The organism is Verrucomicrobiaceae bacterium (genome assembly GCA_016713035.1).
Classification (GTDB): domain Bacteria; phylum Verrucomicrobiota; class Verrucomicrobiia; order Verrucomicrobiales; family Verrucomicrobiaceae; genus Prosthecobacter.
This window is the reverse complement of the sequence record JADJPW010000003.1, coordinates 495,158-515,972: the sequence shown is the minus strand read 5'-3', so window position 1 is coordinate 515,972 and position 20,815 is coordinate 495,158. Positions and strand designations below refer to the sequence as shown.

General features: G+C 60.1%; 21 protein-coding genes. 10 read left to right on the top strand and 11 right to left on the bottom strand.

The window, feature by feature from the left end; genetic code table 11:
- Nucleotides 1-4: 4 nt before the first annotated feature.
- Entirely contained in the window at nucleotides 5-223 is a 219-nt protein-coding gene (locus IPK32_13155) for a hypothetical protein (protein ID MBK8092896.1), read from the bottom strand.
- A 15-nt stretch (nucleotides 224-238) separates the two neighbouring features.
- Nucleotides 239-865, bottom strand: a complete 627-nt coding sequence (locus IPK32_13150) for a hypothetical protein (GenBank protein ID MBK8092895.1) — start codon at nucleotides 863-865, stop codon at nucleotides 239-241.
- A gap of 102 nt (nucleotides 866-967) precedes the next feature.
- Here IPK32_13150 and IPK32_13145 point away from each other — a divergent pair, with 102 nt between their 5' ends.
- On the top strand, nucleotides 968-3,979 hold the full coding sequence (locus IPK32_13145; GenBank protein MBK8092894.1) for a DUF1592 domain-containing protein: 3,012 nt from the start codon (nucleotides 968-970) through the stop codon (nucleotides 3,977-3,979).
- A 764-nt stretch (nucleotides 3,980-4,743) separates the two neighbouring features.
- Here IPK32_13145 and IPK32_13140 read toward each other — a convergent pair.
- The 3 genes from IPK32_13140 to IPK32_13130 form a co-directional block, all read right to left on the bottom strand.
- Nucleotides 4,744-5,076, bottom strand: a complete 333-nt coding sequence (locus IPK32_13140) for an HNH endonuclease (GenBank protein MBK8092893.1) — start codon at nucleotides 5,074-5,076, stop codon at nucleotides 4,744-4,746.
- Between the two features lie 70 nt (nucleotides 5,077-5,146).
- Nucleotides 5,147-5,431: a hypothetical protein gene (locus tag IPK32_13135; protein ID MBK8092892.1), complete on the bottom strand. Its 285-nt coding sequence runs from the start codon at nucleotides 5,429-5,431 to the stop codon at nucleotides 5,147-5,149.
- 56 nt (nucleotides 5,432-5,487) lie between these two features.
- Nucleotides 5,488-6,690: a bifunctional folylpolyglutamate synthase/dihydrofolate synthase gene (locus IPK32_13130; GenBank protein ID MBK8092891.1), complete on the bottom strand. Its 1,203-nt coding sequence runs from the start codon at nucleotides 6,688-6,690 to the stop codon at nucleotides 5,488-5,490.
- A 141-nt stretch (nucleotides 6,691-6,831) separates the two neighbouring features.
- Here IPK32_13130 and IPK32_13125 point away from each other — a divergent pair, with 141 nt between their 5' ends.
- The 4 genes from IPK32_13125 to IPK32_13110 all read left to right on the top strand — a co-directional run bounded on the left by IPK32_13125 (nucleotide 6,832) and on the right by IPK32_13110 (nucleotide 10,006).
- Complete coding sequence (locus tag IPK32_13125; GenBank protein MBK8092890.1) at nucleotides 6,832-7,776, top strand: metalloregulator ArsR/SmtB family transcription factor; 945 nt, start codon at nucleotides 6,832-6,834, stop codon at nucleotides 7,774-7,776.
- Between the two features lie 63 nt (nucleotides 7,777-7,839).
- Complete coding sequence (gene secG / locus IPK32_13120) at nucleotides 7,840-8,337, top strand: preprotein translocase subunit SecG (protein ID MBK8092889.1); 498 nt, start codon at nucleotides 7,840-7,842, stop codon at nucleotides 8,335-8,337.
- Nucleotides 8,338-8,458: 121 nt separating this feature from the next.
- The gene (locus IPK32_13115) at nucleotides 8,459-8,941 is read left to right on the top strand and encodes a DUF2059 domain-containing protein (GenBank protein MBK8092888.1); all 483 of its coding nucleotides are present in this window, start codon (nucleotides 8,459-8,461) and stop codon (nucleotides 8,939-8,941) included.
- 30 nt (nucleotides 8,942-8,971) lie between these two features.
- The gene (locus tag IPK32_13110; protein ID MBK8092887.1) at nucleotides 8,972-10,006 is read left to right on the top strand and encodes an exo-alpha-sialidase; all 1,035 of its coding nucleotides are present in this window, start codon (nucleotides 8,972-8,974) and stop codon (nucleotides 10,004-10,006) included.
- A gap of 54 nt (nucleotides 10,007-10,060) precedes the next feature.
- Here the strand turns inward: IPK32_13110 and IPK32_13105 are convergent, their stop codons facing one another.
- The 5 genes from IPK32_13105 to IPK32_13085 form a co-directional block, all read right to left on the bottom strand.
- Entirely contained in the window at nucleotides 10,061-11,566 is a 1,506-nt protein-coding gene (locus IPK32_13105) for a sulfatase (GenBank protein MBK8092886.1), read from the bottom strand.
- A 6-nt stretch (nucleotides 11,567-11,572) separates the two neighbouring features.
- A complete protein-coding gene (locus IPK32_13100) occupies nucleotides 11,573-13,372 on the bottom strand; it encodes a sulfatase-like hydrolase/transferase (protein MBK8092885.1) in 1,800 nt (599 codons plus the stop codon).
- Between the two features lie 297 nt (nucleotides 13,373-13,669).
- Nucleotides 13,670-14,071 (bottom strand): acyl-CoA thioesterase, encoded by a 402-nt coding sequence (locus IPK32_13095; GenBank protein MBK8092884.1) that lies wholly within the window; start codon nucleotides 14,069-14,071, stop codon nucleotides 13,670-13,672.
- Between the two features lie 62 nt (nucleotides 14,072-14,133).
- Entirely contained in the window at nucleotides 14,134-14,727 is a 594-nt protein-coding gene (locus tag IPK32_13090) for an HAD family phosphatase (GenBank protein MBK8092883.1), read from the bottom strand.
- Between the two features lie 15 nt (nucleotides 14,728-14,742).
- A complete protein-coding gene (locus IPK32_13085) occupies nucleotides 14,743-15,417 on the bottom strand; it encodes a hypothetical protein (GenBank protein MBK8092882.1) in 675 nt (224 codons plus the stop codon).
- 147 nt (nucleotides 15,418-15,564) lie between these two features.
- Between IPK32_13085 and IPK32_13080 the strand changes: the two genes are divergently transcribed.
- The 5 genes from IPK32_13080 (at nucleotide 15,565) to IPK32_13060 (ending at nucleotide 20,509) form a co-directional block, all read left to right on the top strand.
- Nucleotides 15,565-16,131: a hypothetical protein gene (locus IPK32_13080; GenBank protein MBK8092881.1), complete on the top strand. Its 567-nt coding sequence runs from the start codon at nucleotides 15,565-15,567 to the stop codon at nucleotides 16,129-16,131.
- The gene (locus IPK32_13075; protein ID MBK8092880.1) at nucleotides 16,128-16,718 is read left to right on the top strand and encodes a GNAT family N-acetyltransferase; all 591 of its coding nucleotides are present in this window, start codon (nucleotides 16,128-16,130) and stop codon (nucleotides 16,716-16,718) included. The genes IPK32_13080 and IPK32_13075 overlap by 4 nt, the downstream gene beginning before the upstream one ends.
- A 351-nt stretch (nucleotides 16,719-17,069) precedes the next feature.
- On the top strand, nucleotides 17,070-18,998 hold the full coding sequence (locus tag IPK32_13070) for a hypothetical protein (GenBank protein MBK8092879.1): 1,929 nt from the start codon (nucleotides 17,070-17,072) through the stop codon (nucleotides 18,996-18,998).
- A gap of 39 nt (nucleotides 18,999-19,037) precedes the next feature.
- Nucleotides 19,038-20,057: a PmoA family protein gene (locus tag IPK32_13065; GenBank protein MBK8092878.1), complete on the top strand. Its 1,020-nt coding sequence runs from the start codon at nucleotides 19,038-19,040 to the stop codon at nucleotides 20,055-20,057.
- Nucleotides 20,058-20,059: 2 nt separating this feature from the next.
- The gene (locus IPK32_13060) at nucleotides 20,060-20,509 is read left to right on the top strand and encodes a Fe-S metabolism protein SufE (GenBank protein MBK8092877.1); all 450 of its coding nucleotides are present in this window, start codon (nucleotides 20,060-20,062) and stop codon (nucleotides 20,507-20,509) included.
- On the opposite strand, the gene IPK32_13055 is transcribed toward IPK32_13060, so the two are convergent.
- A complete protein-coding gene (locus IPK32_13055; GenBank protein MBK8092876.1) occupies nucleotides 20,503-20,793 on the bottom strand; it encodes a hypothetical protein in 291 nt (96 codons plus the stop codon). The two genes, IPK32_13060 and IPK32_13055, sit on opposite strands and share 7 nt — an antisense overlap.
- Nucleotides 20,794-20,815 lie beyond the last annotated feature (22 nt).

Below are 20,815 nucleotides of genomic sequence, written 5' to 3'. Positions count from 1 at the left end.
TGCCTCAAACCTCGTCCGCCGAAGGATCGAAGGGCTTGTTGAACTTTGGTCCGCGTTCGCCGCCGTAGGTTTCGCGAAGGTATTCATCGCCCTCGCTTTTCGTCCGCCGGATGTTCTTCGGTGCCACGAGATTCCCCACGCGCCGCCGCTCAGCGCGGCCCGCCTGCCATTGCTCCCAGGTCCAACGCCGGTCGGGTTTGATGGTTAGTGTCGTGGGTGTCATGCGGCTAGAAGTAGCTCAAATGGTAGATTTTGCCAGTTCTGCTTCGACCTCGGTTTTGAAGGCCTCAAAAACAGCCAAGCAGTTGAACTTGGGGCAGGCAGCGATCTTTCGAGTCTCTTCCCAGTCGATGGGCACATGACCGAGAAGCACCGCCGTCATGAGTTTCTTGGCGCAGTCATCATCTTTCTCGTCATAGCCACTGCAATAGCATCGCGCAGCATACACTCGTCCCACGAGCGCATCTTCGACGGGAATCAGCGTCACCTCTCCAACCATCGTCTCAAGCACCACCAAATCCGTATCCGCCCTGTAGTCGATCTCCCCCAGCAGGTCGATCCACAGGCCCTCGATGCCCCAGCTTTTGGCTCCACCGTGGCATTTCACGCCGGGGATCTGGCGCATGATTTCCTCTTTCTGCTCCTCCGTCGGCTGCGGCCAGCCGGTCCAGCAAATGTCAGTGTCGCCGGACATATAAGCACCGTCTGTGTAGAACTCGATGGCTGAGCCACCGACCACGACCGGCTCAAAGCCTCGCTCGCGAAACAACTCCGACACCAGCCCGGCCAGCAGCAGGGCTTTGGCGTTCAAATCCGTCTCCTGGCGGATCAATTCGAGTGCAGCAGTGATTTCAGCCGTCGTCATGCCCCGAGAATACCTCTGATACGCCTTTCCGCCAATGGACACATCGCAGAGCACAAATCCGGCATGAAATCTGCCCCAGCATGTGCGTAGTCATCAGCCCCCATGCGCCGTTTTGCCGTCTTTTTCATTTCTTCTGTCCTTTTTGCCCTTCCTGCTCGCTCTGCTGATTGGAAGGTCGTCGAGCCTATGCTCGCGGCCAAGTGCTACGGATGCCATGGAGGTGAAAAAACCAAGGGTGAGGTCGATTTGAAGGTGCTGGCCGCTAATCCTGACATGCCGGCGAATTTTAAGCTCTGGGCCGATGTGAAGGACACCATCGACAACGGTGACATGCCGCCGCGAAAGGCGAAGCAGCTCTCGCCGGAGGAAAAAGCGGGCATCACCGGCTGGGTGCAGCATTCGCTGGATCTGCTGGCGGAGGCGAAATCCGGCGATCCTGGTCCGGTGACGATGCGCCGTCTCACGAATGCGGAGTATGATTACACGATCCGTGACCTCACGGGCCGCGATTATGCCCTAGCTAAAGAATTCCAGACCGATGGCGGCGGCGGCGAGGGCTTCACCAACACCGGCGACGTGCTTTTCATGAGCCCGGCGGCCATCGACAAGTATTTCGCAGCGGCACGCAAACTCGCGGACTACGCCACGATCATGCCGGGCACCGGCATCGTCTTTCATCCGAGCCGCATCGGCCTGCGCGGGCCGGAGCAGGTGAAGGCGCAGGCTCAGCAGGGTCTGTATGTCTGGCTTCAACAAAAGGCCGCACCGCATTTGCCGACGGATGATCAGCCGCTGCGTGAGGCCGATTACATGCACGCTTGCTGGAAGCATCAGCATCAAAAAGTGCCGCTGGAGCAGCTCGCGAAGGACATGAAGCTCAATATCTACTTCCTCGCGAACTGGTGGAAGCACCTGAACAACACCGAGCCGAAATCACGCTTCCTCGACCTCACTCGCGTGCCCTGGCGTGCCTTGCCTGCGGATGAAAAGGTCGCCCTCGGCATCATCCAGACCATCGCGGCGGATCGCCAGTCTTGGAACAATCCCAAACGCCCCGGTGAAGGCCCGCAGCGCTGGCAGCAGGACAGCGACGGCATCCGCCCGTATCCGATGCAGACCTCCGTGAATGGCAAAACACACGTCCACCTCTGCTTTGGCGACACCGCCGATGGCAACAAGGGCGACGTCGCCCTCGTGACCTACATCGAGGTCAGCGTCGGCAAGCAGAAGCTCAATTACTTCCACTGGCTCACCAAGACGCTCGACGAAAAGAAGAAGCTGGCCGCCGCCAATCCACCGCCGCCAAATCTCGACGTGCTGAAGGCCCGCATTGCCGAGTTGGAGAAGATGCGTGCCGCCTATGGCAAGCATCCGCAGCCCGGCCGCACCATCGAGCCGCAGGTGCTCGCCTTTGCCGCGCCTACCGTTTTCACCCTGCCGCTGCCGGAAGGCGCACACTGGCTGAAGGTGGACACACGCCTCGACATGGAAAACCCCGAGGTCGAAAACGCCACCATCCAGTGGGCACTCAGCACCGACAAGCCACGCGAAGTGACGAAGGTCATGTCCGGTGTGGTCACCGTCTGGAAACGCGGCACCAAAGCCGCGCAACAGACCATGGGAGAGTTCAACTCCATGAAGCAGGCCTTTGCGGACATGTTTGAGCGACGCCTCGAAATCGTGGCAGAGAACATGCACCGCCGCTCACCCGGTCTCGGCGTCTATTATTACTACGACGAGCAACTCGGCGAACTCCTCGGCCAGAGGGACAGGGACATGCTCGTCGCGATGAAGAAAGACTGGCGTCTCGTGCTCAACCCGAACGCCAACAAACAGATTCAGGGCGAGTTCGACGGCTCCCTGCTCTGGCATTTGCACGAGTTCGCCAAGAAAGCTTGGCGCAGGCCCATCAGCGAGGACGAGATCAAAAAACTCGACGCTCTCTACTTCGCCAGCCGTGCGAAGGAACTCGACCGTGAGTCCTCCGCGCGTGAAGTCCTCGTGCGCATGCTCGTCTCGCCCAATTTCCTCTTCAAAGCCGAGACGCTGCCGCAGGTCGTCGATGTGAAGACCACCGAGGTGCCGCTGAATGCGCACGAGTTGGCCTCACGCCTCAGCTACTTCCTCTGGGCATCCTTGCCCGACTGGCAACTCCGCAAAGCCGCCGATGACGGCAGCTTGCTGAAGCCCGAAGTGCTCGCCGCACAAACCCAGCGCATGCTGCGTGATCCGAAAGCCTCCGCTTTGGCCAAAGAGTTCGCCGGCCAGTGGCTGAAGTTCAACGGCTTCGACGAGAAGAGCACCGTCGATGAAAAAAAGTTCCCGCAGTTCACGCCCGAGTTGCGAAACGACATGCTGCGTGAGGCTGTGGAGTTCTTCACCCATCTCGTCCGCGATGACCGCAACGTCTCCGACATCATCGGCGGCGACTACACCTTCATCAACGAACGCCTCGCCAAGCACTACGGCATCCCCGGCGTCACCGGCGGCGACTTCCGCGAGGTCAAAGCCGCGCAGCAAAACCGTGGCGGCCTCCTCGGCATGGGCGCCATCTTGACGAAGACCTCCCGCCCGCACCGCACCAGCCCGGTGGTGCGCGGTGACTACCTGTATCAAGTCGTCCTCGGTTTCAGCAGCCCGCCGCCGCCGCCGAACGTCCCCGAACTCAAAGAAACCAGCAAGCCCTCCTCCCTGCGCGAGGCCCTCATGCAGCATCGCACCGACTCCGCCTGCGCCGTCTGCCATGAGCGCATCGACCCGCTCGGCTTCGCGCTGGAGAGCTACGACCCCATCGGCCGCTTCCGCCCCACCGATGAAGCTGGCGGCAAAATCGACGATACTGGCGAAATGATGGATGGCACCAAGTTCACCGGCCTCCCCGGCCTCCGCGATTACCTCAAAAAGAACGAGCCCCAGTTCCTCACCCAATTCACTCGCAAACTCCTCGGCTACGCCTTGGGACGCCAGACATTGCCCAGTGACAAAAAACTCCTCCAGCAGATGCAGGCCTCGCTGAAAGCGAATGGCGGCAAGTTTTCGGCTGCCGTGCTGGAGATCGTGAAGAGCAGGCAGTTCCTCAATCGACGTGCGGAACCGAGTGTGGTATCGAATTGAGCATGTGGACACGCCAGCTTCCCTTCTGTGCCCTCGCCAGCCACCACCCTCGAATCAGCCTCAGCGAAAGTACTCCAGCGCTTTAGCGCGAAAAGCGTGGCAGGCCAAATCGCCATTCTCCTGCGAATAGTCGGTGACGAGCTCAAGCTCTGGACTACTTTGTTGTCGTAAAGTTACATTTCATGGACTTTCTACCATCCAAAGATTTGGAGGACTTCATCACCTTAGAAGTACTTCGAGACGAGATTGATCAGATGATGTCCGAGGGACATCGATTCGATGTCGCTATCACTTTCGTCGCAGATAAACAGTGGCGAGACAGCGTTAGCCTTGGCACCACTCGCAGAGCCATGCCTGCAACTTTGATTGTTCGATGTCGGAGACCAGACTTGGGTGGCTGGTGCGATTTAGAGTGTGATTTCATCTCCAATTCCGACACATCATCGACAACAAGGCTTTCTTGGAAGCTCACCGCGTGCGTCCGCAAAGACGAGAAGGGCTACTATCTGACTCGTCGCCAGTTTTTGCCTCTGAGTGAGGCTACAAAAGAGAGTGCATGAAAATCTCCTGTCCTCTGCCCCACTGCGGCAGAGGACCGGCGGCCCCGAACTTCACGAGGCTCTCTGACTGTTAAAACTCACTCTGCGTCCTCGAGCAGCACATCGACGGCGACTTATTTTGGGAGCGGTTCCATGGTGCCATGATCACGCCGTGCAAGGGGCTGACGTCGTCGAAGTCAAGGCACCGGGCAGATCCATCGCTTCTTAATCCAATGCACGCCTGTCGAGGATGGCCTGCCTTTGCAGCAGATTCAGATCGCTATTGAACTGTAACAGCCAGGCCGTTGTGCGTCCGACACCCGTGATTCCTAGGATGCGTGCTCCAACTCGGCGAAAATGGTCTTCCCAGCGGTCCTTGCGTGGATCAAAGAGCCTCACTGGTTGGTTTGTATCCGGGTCCAGGCTGAAAAGGTTGGTGCCCTTGTGCAGATTGCAGCCGGAACAGGCTAGAGCGAGGTTTTCCTCTATCGTGGGACCTCGGTGCTGCTTTGCCACGATGTGCTCAATGTGAAAAGCAGCGTCGATTTCATCCTGCATCCTCAGACGGCAGTATTCGCAGCGCCAAAGCGCACGCTCTCGAATCCGATCTCGTAGCTTCCGATCCAAATCAGGCGGCCTTGAGGTTTTGCAGAAAGGCTCCTGCCTTCAAGCGAAGCACCGACATCAGTTTGGACGAATGAATCAGCGCCTCATACTCGCTTCGCTCCACGGCGCTTAGAGTGCCTTCGCTCGATTTTGCACCAAGCTCCTCCATACGGGAAATTCGCTCGGAATTGGGCGGCATGTTCACCAGCCGCCGCGCACCTTCCACCGTGAAAATGGGCTCGGCGGGATTCAACGCCTGTTCGAGATCGGCAAATGCATTCGTCATCACAGGATCAAAATGCCACAAGGCGGCTATCGTGGCAAGCTTTCCGCTCATTCGGCTGTTCTCACCTCCCCCCCCACTCACTGCATGCTAGGCTGAAAGGACTCTGGTTGTCCTTGGAACAGGGAAAGCACCTCACCAGCGAGGTAGAGGCTGCCGCAGATGAGGGCGGGGGTTTTGTCGGCGATGGCTCGGAGGGCGTGCGTCGGGCTGGGATGCTCAAAAATGGGTGTTTCGGCGGTGGGGAGGCTTTGGCGCACCTCGGCGGTGCTGAGTGCACGCGGGGAATCAAAGGCGGTGAGATGCCACTCGGCGCAGATGGGCGCTAGCTCGTGCAGGACGGCCTGGATGTCTTTCCCCGCGACGGCTCCGAAGACGAGGGCGGCTTTTTGATCGCCAAATGCTGCCCGCCAGGCAGCGGCGAGGGCCTGCGCGGAGTCGGGGTTGTGTGCTCCGTCAAGGATGAGGCCGGGGCGTAGGGTTTGGAAGCGTGCAGGCCAATCAACGTGCTGCAGGCCGTCGGCGATGGCGCTTTCGGAAAGTGTGAGCCCGGTGGCCTGGAGTGCGGCGAGGGCGAGTGCGGCGTTCCACTGCTGATGTGGGCCGTGCAGGCCGAGAGGATGCGTGCAGGGCTGCTGCACGCGGATGAGCTGCGAGCCCTGCTGCGCGGCGACGCGGGTGATGACCGCCATCGCCTCCGCACTCTGCGGGGCGGTGACGACGGGGATGCCGGGCTTGATGATGCCGGCTTTTTCTGCGGCGATTTTTTCCAGGGTATCGCCGAGGAACTGCATGTGATCCCAGCCGATGGGCGTGAGGACGCTGACGATGGGGGCGGCGGCATTGGTGGCATCCAATCGGCCTCCGAGGCCTGTTTCGAGCACGATCCACTCGTTTTCACGCTGGCTGAACCAATCGAGCGCGAGAGCGAGCGCGAGCTCGAAGAAGGTGGGGTGCGGCTCCCAGTGCTGCACATGCTGGCGGAGGCGGCAGAGGCCGGATTCGATCTCGGCATCGCTGATGCAGCGCTGGGTGTCCCTGATGCGCTCGCGGAAATGGATGAGGTGCGGTGAGGTGAAGAGGCCTGCGCTGTGCCCTGCGGCTTTCAGGATGGAGTGGATGAAGGCACTCGTGCTGCCTTTGCCATTGGTCCCGGCGATGTGGATGATTTTTTGGCCCGCAGCGGGCAGACGTAGCTCGGTGAGCAGGCGGTGGACGCCGTCGAGGCCTAGCTTGATGCCGAAGAGCTGTGTGGAGTAGAGCCAGTCGAGGGCGGAGGGCATGAGGAAGAAAGCGCTCACAGAAGTCTGGAAACGAGGCGCTGAAAACTGAAATCTGAGCTGTGTGCGATGTGTGCGCGGCGAGATTCTGGGGATGGGCGTTGCCAGTTCTCATTCTCAGCCTAGCATCCGCGCCGCACTCGCATGACTTCTGTTTTAAAATCTCTGGGCCTCGTCGCTGATCCTACGCGGGTGCGGCTGCTGCTGCTGCTAAGGCGTGAGGAGCTGAGTGTGGCAGAGCTCCAGGAGATCATGGCGCTGCCGCAGTCCAATATCTCTGCGCAGCTCGCGAAGCTCCAGGCTGCGGGGCTGATCCATGTGCGCCGCAGCGGAAAAAACCGTCTTTACCGGCTGAGTACAGCCACGGAAAAGGAAAAAACGGCGCAGCAGCACCTGATGGCGCTGATCGAGGCCGCTGGTGCGGAAATGCGGGAGACGGCGAAGGATCTTACGGCACTGCGGATCGTGCTGCAAAAGCGTGCGCGGTCTGCGCAGGCGTATTTTGATGCGCTAGCAGGGAAATTCGGTCGTCACTACATCCCTGGCCGCTCGTGGAAGGGGCTGGGGGAGATGCTTCTCAAACTGATGCCGCCGCTGGTCATCGCGGATTTGGGCGCGGGTGAGGGCACGCTCTCCCAACTGCTGGCGCAGCGTGCGCAAAAAGTGATCGCGGTGGATAGCAGTCACAAAATGGTGGCCTATGGGGCGGAGCTGGCCAAAAAGCACGGATTCACCAATCTGGAGTATCGCCAGGGCGACCTGGAGCAGCCACCGATCGAGCCTGGGAGCGTGGATTTGGCCATTTTGAGCCAGGCGCTGCACCATGCGCAGAATCCAGCCGCAGCGATCCGTGCGGCGCATGCGATTTTGAAGCCCGGCGGGCGTATCGTGGTGCTGGATCTGCTGCAGCATCACTTTGAGCAGGCGCGGGATCTCTACGCAGATGTGTGGCTGGGATTCACCGAGTGCGAGATGCAGGAAATGCTGGAGCAGGCGGGATTTGAGCAGATCGAGACGAGTATCGTCCACCGGGAGAAGCCGAGTCCGCATTTCCAGACACTCTTGGCGGTGGCGACGCGGGGGCAATGATGGCACTTGCCAAGCTGGAAAGCGCCCCCATAATGGCCGCCCCTTTCCCCCTCTTTATCTCTTATGTTGATCGGTATCCTCACGGTGGTCGAAGTGATCGTCTGCCTCCTCCTTATCCTCATTGTCCTCATGCAGCGTCCGCGGCAGGAGGGTCTCGGTGCCTCTTTCGGTGACTCCATGACCAGCCAGGTCTGGGGTGCGCAGACGACGAATGTGCTGCAAAAGTTCACCGTCTGGCTGGCAGTGATCCTTTTTGTCATGACCTTCTCCCTAGCGATCCTGACCGCTCGTGAGCAGACCACTGGAAAGGGCAAACTCTTTGGTGATACCCCCGCGACTCCGCCGCCAGCCCCTGCTGCACCCGCTACCACCACCCCAGCGGCACCTGCCACGACGACGGTTGCTCCTACAGCGGCTCCCGCAGCAGCAAAAGCACCTGCCATCTCGGTCACGCCAGCTCCTGCCGCTGCAAAGGCAGCAGAAGCAGCACCGAAGGCAGCAGAAGCAGCACCGAAGGCCGCTGCGCCTGCGCCCACGCCAGTTCCAGCACCGACGAAATAGTGATTCGTAAGGCATCAAAAATGCCGACAGCCCATTTTTCGAAGAAGGCCGCTTTTTGAGCGGCCTTCTTCTTTTTGGCGCTTGCTTTGGACCGCCGTTTCATTGCATAAAGGCCTTCCTTATGAAAAAAATCCTCCTTTCTCTCGCTTTCGTACTCACTCTCGGCACCGCCCAGGCGGAAATCAGCGCCTCGCACCGCGCTGCTATCGAGAAGCTCATCACCGCTTCCCAGGTGCAGAAGCAGATCAGCTCCTCCATGTCCACGGCGATGGATAGCATGATGGGCGGCTCCGCAGATCAGATGGCGGCACTCCCCCCGGCCCAGCAGGAGAAATTCAAAGGCGCAGTGGCGAAAATGAAGGCCCTGGTCAGTGAGGCCCTCTCCTGGGAGAAGCTCAAAAACGATGTGACCGAGGTTTATGCTAAGCACTACACCGAGCAGGAGGCGCAAGACGTCACCAAACTCCTGGAATCCCCCGCTGGACAGACACTGCTGACCAAGCAGCTCGCGATGACGGGTGATATGATGGTAGTGACCGAGGGCAAGATCAAGGCTCTCACCCCACAGCTCATGCAGGTCATGCAGGAGGAAATGCAGAAGTAGAAAACTAGCGCGGCAGAGTTTTCGTGTATCTTGAGGGCACCTTGCTATGACCTCACGATTCCGCCATTTCTGCTCTGCCGCACTCGCCACCATCCTGGTCTCCGCTTCCGCCGTCTGTGCACAGACGGCGGAACTTGTTTCCGTGCAAAAATCTGGGACAAAGGTGGCCATCAGGGTTTCACGGACCTGACACGTTACCAGGCGCTTCTTTACTGCTGCTTTCGCGAAGGGGAGACCGCTACGAAGCCCGAGGGCAGTGTCCGCATCATGCTTTCATCGAGTGGCAAGACCTGGGTGGACCATGTCACGCTGAATGAGCCTGGCTGTGACCTGCGTGATCCGAAGCTCATCGTCTCTGCCGATGGCAAAAAGCTCTACCTCCTCTGTGCCGGCATCGAGACAGCCACGCAGACTCGCCAGTCCCGCTATGCCACCAGCACGGATGGAAAAGTGTGGACGCCGTTTCAAAAACTACTGGCCAAAGGGGATACACTCTGGCGGGTGGTGGTGAATCCCGCCGATAAACGCTTCTACGGCGTGAGCTACAACATCCACCCGACCTCGGGTGGCCCCGGTGCAGAGAAAGAATACTCCCTCAAAGGCTACTCGAGTGATGATGGCAGTGTGTGGCAGCTCTCCTCCTTGCTGAATGTGCCCGGCCAACCGACGGAGACGACCGTACGCTTCCTCAAAGACGGCAGCGCCATGGCGTTGGTGAACCGCGAAGGCGGAAACCGCCTCGGAGCGCTCGGCATCGCGCAGGCACCCTATCGGGAATGGACATGGACGGCGCTGAAGCAGCCACGCGGTGGTCCGAATTTCATCGAGCTTCCAGATGGGCGACTCATCGCGGGCTCACGCGGTTTTGGGGCCACACCGGGAGCGCACATGGTGCTCTATAAAATGAGTGCGGCAGGTCTTGAGCCCATGCTGGAGCTGCCCAGTGCGGGCGATTGCAGCTACCCAGGCCTTTATTGGTATGAAGACCAGCTCCATGTGACTTATTACAGCAGTCATGAGGGCGGCAAAGCAGCCGTGTATCATGCTGTCGTGCGGTTGAAGTGAGTGGGGAGGGTTTCTCCCTCTTCACCGGCTGAAAATGAATTCCGTCGGTCAATTTTACGGCTCAAATCCGGCGCGGATTTTTCCATCCTTGTCGATGAGCGGCTGCGGAGCGGTCACTCGGCCGAGGGTGCGGCATCCAGGGCCGATTTCTCGTGTGCCGAGGTCCGAGTCCATCGCGGTGGCGAGTGCTTGGAGACGCTGCACGATTTCTGGATGACTCGCGGCTTGGTTATTGCTTTCGCCGGGGTCATTTTCGAGCTGGTAGAGCTCTGGGGCGGTGGGGATGCCGTTGGATTTTGCTTTGGCTTTGCCTTTGTTCTGTGCCGGCAGCGCGAGTCCGAGGTGGAGCTTCCACGGGCCCTGGCGGACGGCCTCTAGGGTGAGGCCGCGGAAGTAATAGAATGTCTCATGCGGTCCATCATTGCTGGCTCCACTGAGGATGGGCCAGATGTCTGCGCCGTCTAGCTTGGCAGAGGGAAGGGGACCACCGCTGAGGCGTGCGATGGTGGGCAGTACATCGAACATGCCAGTGATGGCGGCGCTGCTGGTGCCAGCGGGGATTTGCCCTGGCCACCAGGCGATGGTGGACGTGCGGATGCCGCCTTCCCAGGTGCTGCCTTTGTGGCCGCGTAGGGGTTTGTTCACGGCGCGGGGGGTGCCGCCGTTGTCGGAGGTGAAGAGGACGAGTGTTTTTTTATCCAGGCCGAGCTGGCGCAGGGTATCGAGCACTCGACCGACGCTCCAATCGACTTCTTCGACCCAATCGCTGTAATAACCGTGGGGTGATTTGCCGGCCCATGCTTTGCCGGGATAGAGGGGGAAGTGGACGGCATTGTGCGGGAGATAGAGGAGAAAGGGCTGCTCACGATGACGCTGGATGAAGTCGAGTGCGGCGGTGGTGTAGCGCTCCACGATGCCCTGCTGCTCATCTTGGCGCACGCGGGCGATGACGCGGTTGTTCTTTAAAAGAGGCAGCGGGGGTTGTGAATGCCCTCGTAGGCCCAGTTCGTCATTCCCAGTGAGATTGGCGAGGCGTGACTCGGGCAGTTTGGCTCCGAGGTCGCTTTTGCTGCCGTCTTCTGCTGGTCCCATGTCGTTGGAGTAGGGGATGCCCAGGTATTCATCGAATCCCTGCGCAGTAGGCAGGAATTCTGGCTGGTCGCCGAGGTGCCATTTGCCCACGCAGGCGGTGGCATAGCCGGCGGTCTTCACGACTTCTGCGACGGTGGTTTCCTGAGGATTCAGGCCGACTGCACCTGCTGGAAAGAGCACATGGGAAATGGGCAGCACGCGTTTCGGGTAACAGCCTGTCATGAGTGACGAGCGGGAGGGGGAGCATACTGGCGCGGCGTAAAAGCTAGTGAGCTTTTTACCCTCTTTGGCCATGCGGTCGAGGTGCGGCGTGCGATTGAGCGTGGAGCCAAAGGGGCCAATGTCGGCGTAACCGAGATCGTCGATATTGATGATGACGAAATTGGGCTTTGCGGGCGGCTCTGCCGCAAATAGGCCACTGGTGAGGAAGTGGCAGGCGACTGTGAGGAGCAATGGGGCGATTTTCATGGGTGCTTACTGGCGGATGTGTTCCATGAGGCGAGAGACGTATTCTTTAAGTCGCTGCTCGACGGCTTTGGGGGCCTTGGAGGGCAGGGCGAGGACGCTTTCTTTGTGTGAGCCGAGTTGGTTTTTGAGGCGATCGAGCGAGTTGAGTGCTTCGAGCGCTTCCATGTAGGATCCTTTTTCGACGTTGGCGCTGGCGAGCAGGGTTTCGATGTTTTGGAGTGCCTCTGCGGCGGCGATGCGGACGCTGGGGCTGGGATCGGCTAAAAAGGGCTTCAAAACGGCTTCATCGGCTTTTCCACGCATGAGATGGCCCATGACGCCCCAGTAGCGTACGGTGGCATTTGGGCTCTGGAGCAGTGGAGTGAGCTTTTCGGCCCCTAGAGCCAGATTGGCGGCTGTTTTGGCTGCGGTGAGGATTTCGGCCAGGGGCTCGTTTTTGAATGCATCTGCCGGTGAGGTGCCTGCGGCCTTGGCGAGGCGTGCAGCCTCTGGGATCAGGCCGAGATCGCGTGTTTCGAGCAGCCAGGCGTCTTGTGCGGTGCGGAGGCGCTCGAGATCCGCGCTGTGAGTGGCGGAGGTGGCGAGGTTGTTGATTTCCCAGCGGTCGTTTTGCAGGTCGTAGAGTTCTTCGGAGGGCTTCGGCAGCCAGAAGCGGTTTTGTAGCTCGTTGAGCTTGCCCTGGGCATGCAGGTCACTCCACACGCGGGTGGTGGCCTGTTGGAACATGTAGTTCAAATATTGGCCAAAAGGCAGGTGCGGCATGAAGTGGCGGACATAGACGAAGCGCCCATCCGTGGTGCTGCGCACACAGTCGTAGCGCTCGTCCATGCGGCCACGGAAGCCGTGGATGAAATTTCTTTGGGCGAGGGTCGGGAATTGGCCACAGAAGGCGTGGCCCTGCATGTAGGCGGGTGGTTTGACTCCGGCGATGCTCAGGAGCGTGGGTGCGAAGTCGATGAAGCTCACTAGCTCATCGCTGGCGGCTCCGGCGGCGTAGCCGCGTGGTGCGAGGTGCTTCCATTTTTCTGGGAAGTGCATGATGAGGCCGACATGGAGGCCGGTGTTGTAGGGCCAGCGCTTGAAGCGTGGCATGCCGGCACCGTGGTCGCCGTATTGGACGATGATGGTGTCCTGGGCGAGGCCTGCGGCTTCGAGCTCGGCGAGTTTTTTGCCGAGAGCGGAGTCCATGGTGGTGATGTTGTCGTAGTATTGTGCCCAGTCGTGGCGGACCTCAGGTGTGTCTGGATGAAAGGGGGGCAGGGGAGCTTTGGCAGGATCGTGGATGAGCGTGTGGGGCTTGCGGCGGATCTGGCTCTCGTGCGTGATTTGGTCATTGAAGATGGCGAAGAAGGGCTGGCCGGGAGCACGATTTTTGTAGTGTGCGTTCTTGCTGCTATCGTCCCAGACGGCGTCTTTGCCGCCCTGGTCGGGTTTGGCGAGGTTGTAGTCCTCTTTGGCGTTGTTGGTGCAGTAGTAGCCAGCGGCGCGGAGGAGCTGTGGATACATCTGATGGCCCTGAGGTAGTGGCACCATGCTGCGCATGTGCTCGGCAGCGTCCGCCGGTGCCCAGCGGCCACTGATGAGGCAGGTGCGTGCGGGGGCGCAGACGGGGGCGTTCGACCAGGCACGATTGAAGCGCAGGCTGCGTGCGGCGAGTGCGTCGATGTGCGGTGTGGTGGCGTAGGTGTCGCCGTAGCAGCCGTATTGGGGGCCGTTGTCCTCGCTGGTGAGCCAGAGGATGTTGGGCCGGTCAGCAGCGAGAGTGGTGAGCGTCGCGAAAAGCAGCGTGGTGAGGGCTTTGATCATGCAGGGAAGATCAACGAAGGTGCCGCGCCCATGTTGCACGCAGGTCTGCTCACTCTCAGGGCATACGCATCAAAATGATGGTCAATCGTATGGAGCAAAAATGAGGACAGGATTAACAAGATTTTCAAGATTATGCAGGATTAGCGGCCTGTAACTTGATAGCGGCTTAACATTGGAAAGTGTTGAGCTTTGAAAGGGGTGGCCCAACCGAGTTACCAAGGGCTAATCCTGTATAATCCTGTCATCTTGTAAATCCTGTCATCTGTTCACTTCGCCATTTCACACGTAAGCCTTGGCTCATTCCGGCACCGTGGCGGCAAGATTCGCAAGATGCGCGTATTTCACCTTCCAGTCCGCTGGCAGCCGGGTGGGGCGGCCCTGTGGCATCTGTACGAGGGCGAGGCACTGGCGGCAGGTGATGAGTAGCATACCGTCCTCTGCCCGTGTGACCTCAAAGGTACACCAGAAGCGGGCTTTTTCGACAGATTGGAGTCTGCCACGGATGACGATCTCATCTCCGAGTCGGGCGGGCTTCCGGTAGTCGATCTCGGTGCGGGTGAGGACGGGGAAGAGCTGGGTTTGGGACATCTCGCGGAGATTCATGCCTAGCTTGGCCGCGAGTCGAGTGCGGGCCGTCTCGATCATGCGGAGGTAGGCGATGTTATGCACCACGCCGCCGCAGTCGGTGTCGAAGAACATGATTTCCTCACGGGTCTCGATTGTGGTCTGGGTATCTGGGGACTCGTCCATGATGGTATTTTTCAGCGCAGGGTGCGGGGGATAAAGACGTGGCGCATGCTGGCGGCTTCTGCCGCGCGGATGCCGCTGGCACCATCCTCGAGCACGAGGCACTCGGAGGGTGCGATGCCCATTTTTTCTGCGGCGAGGAGGAACATGTCGGGTGCCGGCTTGCCATGCAGCACGTCTTTGGGCGTGATGATGATGGGGAAGAGATCCAGCAAGCCGGTGGAGGCTAGGCAGGCTCTCACCGTCGCCTCCTCGCTGCCAGAGGCCACCGCCATGGGGAAGCGGCCATGGATCGAGCGAGCGAACTCGGCCACGGGCTGCACGGCGGCTACCTCTGGGATGCGGCGGCGAAAGATGACGGCCTTGGCCTCATCGACAGCGACGGGATCGAGCTGGGTGCCGTGCTGGGCATTAAGAATGCGCACACAGTCCTGCTCCTTCACGCCGGCATGGCCGTAGAAGAATTCTTCCGTGAACTCAAAGGGAGCGCCATGCTGCTGGAGTGCCTCACACCACGCGATGTAGTGTAGAGGCATGGAGTCCACCAGCGTGCCGTCGCAGTCGAAGATGTAGCCTTGGAAGGGGTAGTCGGGGATTTCGAGCTTCATCAAAGTAGGCCTGAATTAGCGGCGGAAGAGCTCTTTGAAGAAGTTACCCGTCTCACGGCGTGCGTTGTCGGTCCAGTTCCAGGCTTTGCGGCCTGCTTCTTTCACGCCTTGGGCGGCGCGGGCACCTTTGTTCTCTGGCTGGCCAGGTATGTTGACGGGGATCTGATTGGCCCACTGCTGCATGCCCAGGGCTCCGGTTTCTGCATTCACGACAATGAATCCGACTTCGACATTGGCGGCATTGAGCAGCACCACGCCCCACTCAGGTGAGCCACCGGCGACATCGACGGCGAGTTGGTATTCGAGCGAGGAAAAGACCGTGTTCGACTGGGATGCGGCGCGGGCGACGATCTCACGCACATCGGCACTGCGATAGCGAACGCGGCCGAAGTTGATCACCTGGCCGGGGATGCGCTTGAGGATGTTGCGGCCTGCGCCTGCGGGCTTGACGCTCCAGCTCCGGCCCTGGAGGGAGAGCGCTGCGCTGACCAGTTCGGCTGGGCGGAAGGGATCGCGTGCAAAGACGTTCCACTGAGTGGGTTCGCCCACGCTGGGGGCGGATTGGAGCAAGACGATGCCGTCTGCCGTGGCGGCACCGAATTCCTGGGTGACGATGTTGGCGAGTTCTGGATTGGCAGCGGCGGGGAGAGTGAATGCGAGTGCCGTGAGGGCGAGGAGAGTCTGTTTCATGACGGTGTGGTGGTGGGCCGTGAGGTTAGGAAACTCCGCCTTGATGGTCAATGCCTGTTTCTGTCGCCATGCGGGTGAAACTGGGAGCTGAAAGATGCTTCTGCTTGCGTGGTGTAGCACGAAACACGAGCGTACGTCCCCACCGCCATGATGATCCTGAATTCTCGTCTTTTTTGTCTCTCCGCTGCTGCGCTGCTCTTGGCTGCCTGTGGCAAGCAGGAGACCGCAGCACCCCAGGCGGCGGCTGCGGTGCCCGCTGTGGCTCCTGCAGCAGCCACGCCAGCGAAGTCCAGCCCGGTCACGCCTGCTTACAGCGCAGAGGAATTGAAAAAACTCTCCGGCAAGCTGCCTCGCATGGACCCTGAAAAGGCCAAATTCATCGCGATGCCTGCCACGCCGCCAGATCCTGTCAAAAAGCCCGAGCCGAAGGCGACCACGAAAGCAGAAGTGAAGCCCGCTGCGCAGCTCGCAGCTCCTGTAGCCAAGCCTGCTGTGGTGAAAGCCGCTGCTGTCGCGGCTGCTCCAGCCCCCGCCAAAGCCGAAGCCGCACCCGAGGTGAAAACCGCACCCGAGGTGAAAACCGCACCCGAGGTGAAAACCGCACCCGAGGTGAAAACCGCACCCGTGGTGAAAGCCAAGCCCGAGGTGAAAGCGCCCACACCAGTGGTCGAGGAAATCAAACGTGCCGCACCAGCCCCCACGCCTGCGAAATGAGCCTCACACTCTTGCCATTGAGCGGCGCGGCCCTGGAGCCGTATCTCGATGCTCTCGGAGCCCTGCGCATCGCTGTTTTCCGTGAGTATCCTTACTTATATGATGGCAGCCTGGAGTATGAGCGGGATTATCTGCGCATCTACACGGGCTGTCCGCGTAGCCTCGTGGTGCTAGCGCTGGATGAGGGCCGTGTGATCGGCGCTACCACCTGTCTGCCGATGGCGGATGAGGGGCCGGAGTTCCAGTCCGCCTTCATCAAAGCGGGCGGCTATGATTTGGCGGACATCTGTTACTTCGGCGAGTCCATCGTGCTGCCAGAGTATCGCGGACGCGGCCTGGGGAAGGGTTTTTTCATCCGGCGAGAGGCGCATGCTCGCTCACTCGGTCTGCGCATCGCTACATTCTGCGCGGTGGATCGGCCTGCGGATCATGCGCAGCGTCCGCCGGGCTATCGCGTGCTGGATGCTTTCTGGCAGAGCCAGGGCTACACACGCCATCCTGAATTGCAGGCCACCTTTGTGTGGAAAGAGATCACCGAGGCCGCCGAATCACCGAAGACGCTCACCTTCTGGCTAAAGGAGCTGTGAATGTCCCCGGTGGGCGTGAAATGAGCTTGAGCCATCCCGCACGCGGAACATGGGTGTCCGCCACAGGCTGCTTTCTGGTAGCCCTGCATGCAGCCCACGTCCTCCCAGCTCGTCTTTAATCCCACACCCACGGCGTTCGCAGTGGGTGTGGCCTTTGTCTTCGCGATCGTGCTGCTGGCCTTCATGGCATGGCGGCGCAGCGGCTATCGGGCCATGATCGGCTGGCTGGAGCTGCTGCGGGTCATCATCGCCGCCGCTATCGCCATCACGCTGCTGCAACCCGAGTGGCTGGAGACATTCAAACCGCAGTCGAGACCCGTTTTGGCCGTGCTAGCGGACGTATCGGCCAGCATGAGCACCAAAGACGTCCTCCGTGGCCAAGAAGCCATCGCACGCGAGGAACTCGTGCGGCCCCTCATCGACGAAAAGCTCTGGGCACCGCTCAAGCAGCGCATGGATGTCGTCATCGAGCCCTTTTCCTCATCGCAGACACCCGCCACTGAAGGCACCGACATCCACGCGGCACTCCTCAGCATGCTGGAGAAGCAGCCGAACCTCAAATCCGTCATCTTGATCAGCGATGGCGACTGGAATACCGGCACCGCGCCCTCCCAGGCCGCCACACGTTTGCGCATGCGTGAGGTGCCCGTCTTCGCCGCACCGGTCGGTGCAGAGACTCGGCTACCAGATCTAGAGCTCACCAGCTTCGACGTGCCCACCTTCGCCGTGGCCGGGAAGCCCCTGCGCATCCCCTTTGTCATCGACAGCTCCATGCCGCGTGATGAAGTCGTCGTGCTGGAAATGCGCAGCAGCAGTGGCGAGATCATCAGCAAAGAAGTCACTCTGCCCGCCATGAGCCGCTTTCAGGACGCCATCGCCTGGAAGCCGGAGAAGCCCGGTGATGTGAAGCTCACTCTCACCATCCCCAAGTCCACCCAGGAGCGCTATCCAGAGAACAACGCCCAAGATGCCCCACTCAGCGTGCGCAAAGAGCAGCTCAAAGTGCTCATCATCGAGTCCTTCCCCCGCTGGGAATACCGCTACCTGCGCAATGCCCTGGAGCGTGATCCCGGCGTGGAGGTGAACTGCCTCCTCCTTCATCCAGGGCTCGGCAAAACAGGTGCTGGCCGCGGCTATCTACCCACTTTCCCAAAGGATGAAGAGCTCACGCAATACGACGTCATCTTCCTCGGTGATGTCGGTGTCATGAGCGGCCAGCTCACCGCCGAGCACGCTACCGCTTTGCAAAAGCTCGTGCGTGACCAAGCTGCGGGCCTCGTCTTCATGCCCGGCTTCCACGGCTTTCAGGCCTCTCTGCAAGAAACACCGCTGGCGGATCTCTTGCCCGTCCTCTGGGATGCCGCACAGCCACGCGGCTGGGGATCGAGCGCACCGGGGAAATTCGCCCTCACCGAGGCCGGCATGCGCAGCCTCCTGACCAAGCTCGAAGACAATGATGAAGCCAGTGCCCGTGTGTGGAGCACGCTCCCCGGCTTCCAGTGGTATGCACCGGCCCTGCGTGCCAAAGCTGGTTCCGAAGTGCTCGCCACGCATGGCACCGAGTCGAATCAGTTTGGTCGCGTGCCACTCATCGTCACCAAAACCTACGGAGCGGGCAAAATCCTCTTCATGGGCACCGATGGAGCCTGGCGCTGGCGCAAAGGTGTGGAGGACAAATACCACTACCGCTACTGGGGCCAAGTCGTGCGTTGGATGGCCTATCAGCGGAACATGAGCAGCGGCGATAAAATGCGCCTCTTTTACTCACCAGACCGCCCCCGCACCGGCGATATGCTCACGCTCAATGCCAACGTCATGAGCATCGCCGGCGAGCCTCTGCGTGAAGGAGCCGTCATCGCCCAAATCGCCGCTCCCAGTGGCAAAGTAGCCAGCGTACGCCTCCTACCCGCTGGTGAGGAGGCCTGGGGCCTCTTTAATGCCACTTTCACGCCTACTGAGCCCGGTGAGCACCGCGTCGAGCTCAGTTGCGCAGAGGCCGGATCGAGCCTGGAAACAAAAATCTCCATCCAAGGCACCAGCCGTGAAAAACGCGGCCAACCCGCCCGGTTCGATGTTTTGAAGGAAATCGCGCAATTCACCAAAGGAGCCGTTTTAGACGCGACGAAGCCAGAAAGCCTCCTCGCAGCCATCGCCGCGCTTCCAGAGCCCACGTTGCAGGAGCGCCGCCTGCCACTCTGGGCCCATCCAGCATGGGCGGGCACGCTCATCGTGCTCATGGGCATCTTCTGGATCGGCCGCAAAGCCGCTGGTGTCTTTTGACCGCTCCATTCGACTCGGGCAGGCACTCATAATCGAGCCATGAGCAAAGAACTCCACCGTCCACCTACGTTTGGTAGCATGATGAAAGCCCTGTCCCTTCTCCTACTCTTCGCCGCCGTCACCTGGGCGCAGCTCCCCACGGCCAAACCCATCCCGCGTGTGCAGGCAGTGCCGATGCGGCACCACATCACCTCCTTTCAGCTCGATGGACGTGAGCTCACGGCCATGCACTACGACCCGCAGGATATGCGGCCCTTTTGGCATCCGATACGGGCCACATGGGATGCCAGCCTCACTCGCATGGGGCATCCGCATGATCCGCTCACTCACTCGCACCACAACAGCGTCTGGATCACGCATAACATGCTCAATGAAATCGACTTCTGGGGCGATTACGCAAAGAAGCAGGGCCGCATCGTGAACGTGGAGGTCTCACGCGAGGGCTACGAGGACAGCGATGACTTTGCCTCCATGCGCATGGTCAATCATTGGCTACAGGAGTCGGACAAAGCGCTGCAACTCATCGAAGTGCGCCGCACGGAAATCCGTCCGCTCGATGGTGCCAAAAGCTGGTTCATGATCGTGGACCTAGAGCTCTCACCACCAAAGGGCAAAACCGCCACCTTTGGGGCCACCGGCTTCGGATTGATCGCGGTGCGCATGGCGAAAAGCATCGGCGTGCATGATGGCGGCGGACGCATCCTCAACTCCGAAGGGCAGCTCAATGAAGAAGAGGTTTTCCGAAAGCCCGCACGGTGGTGCGACTACAGCGGACGCATCACCAATGATGCCACCGGCTTCGGCGGCATCACCTTGATGAATCATCCCATGAACCCGCACAATCCGACTGCCTTCCATGTGCGGAATGATGGCTGGATGGGCTGCTGCCTCAGTCTCGATACGCCCGTCGTGATCGCCGATGGGCAAAAACTCCGTCTGCGCTATGCCCTATGGGTGCATGATGGCGTAGCCACCCAGGCGCAGAGCGAGGCGCAGTGGCAGGCCTTCACGAAAATGCCCGTGGAGGACCTGAATCCTCCGAAACCAGTCAAAAAGTGACCATGTCCGACTATCCAGCAGCCCTGAGTGAGTTGATCACTTTCTTTGAAGCCCTGCCAGAAGGCGAGCGGCGGGAAAATCTGATCGAACTCGCTGCGCAGGCCGCTCAGCATGCCCCACGGCCTGGTGAGTGCTTTGATCTCGAAGACGTGCGGCACGATGCCGAATGCACAGACACCGTCGGTGTGCATCTGCGGCTAGGAATCGGCCAAAAGGCCCACTTTGCCATCTCACTCGGCCCGAAGGTGCAGACGCTCACACGGGCTCTGACGGTCATTTTATGCCGTGGACTCGCAGGGGCTCATGCAGGGCAGGTTTTGCACCTGTCGCATGATTTTGTGCCACGCATCATCGGCGCAGATCTCGTGCGGCTGCGTAGCCAGACGGTCTATTACGTCCTACGCCGCATGCAGGAGGCCGTGCGGCGGCTCACAGAGCCACAGATTCACTGAATCCGCGCCGTTTCACCCGTGCGCAGCTCGTCCGGGATTTGACCGACGAAGCGTGGCACCAAGTCGATGGCATCGAAGATTTGATGAATCTCCATCTGATTGATGTCGCCTGGGCGGTCGATCTCAAAGTACACGATGTCGTGATGGGCATCTACTTTGTAGCGCACACGCGGGAAGCTATCCATCTGGTTGCGGAGCTGGAGCATGCGCGACTCATTGCGGAGTCCGGGGGCGTAGATTTCGATTTCGATCATTTCGGGCATGTTTTTACTGGAAGCCGGCATTTTGGTCAAGAAATCGCCACAA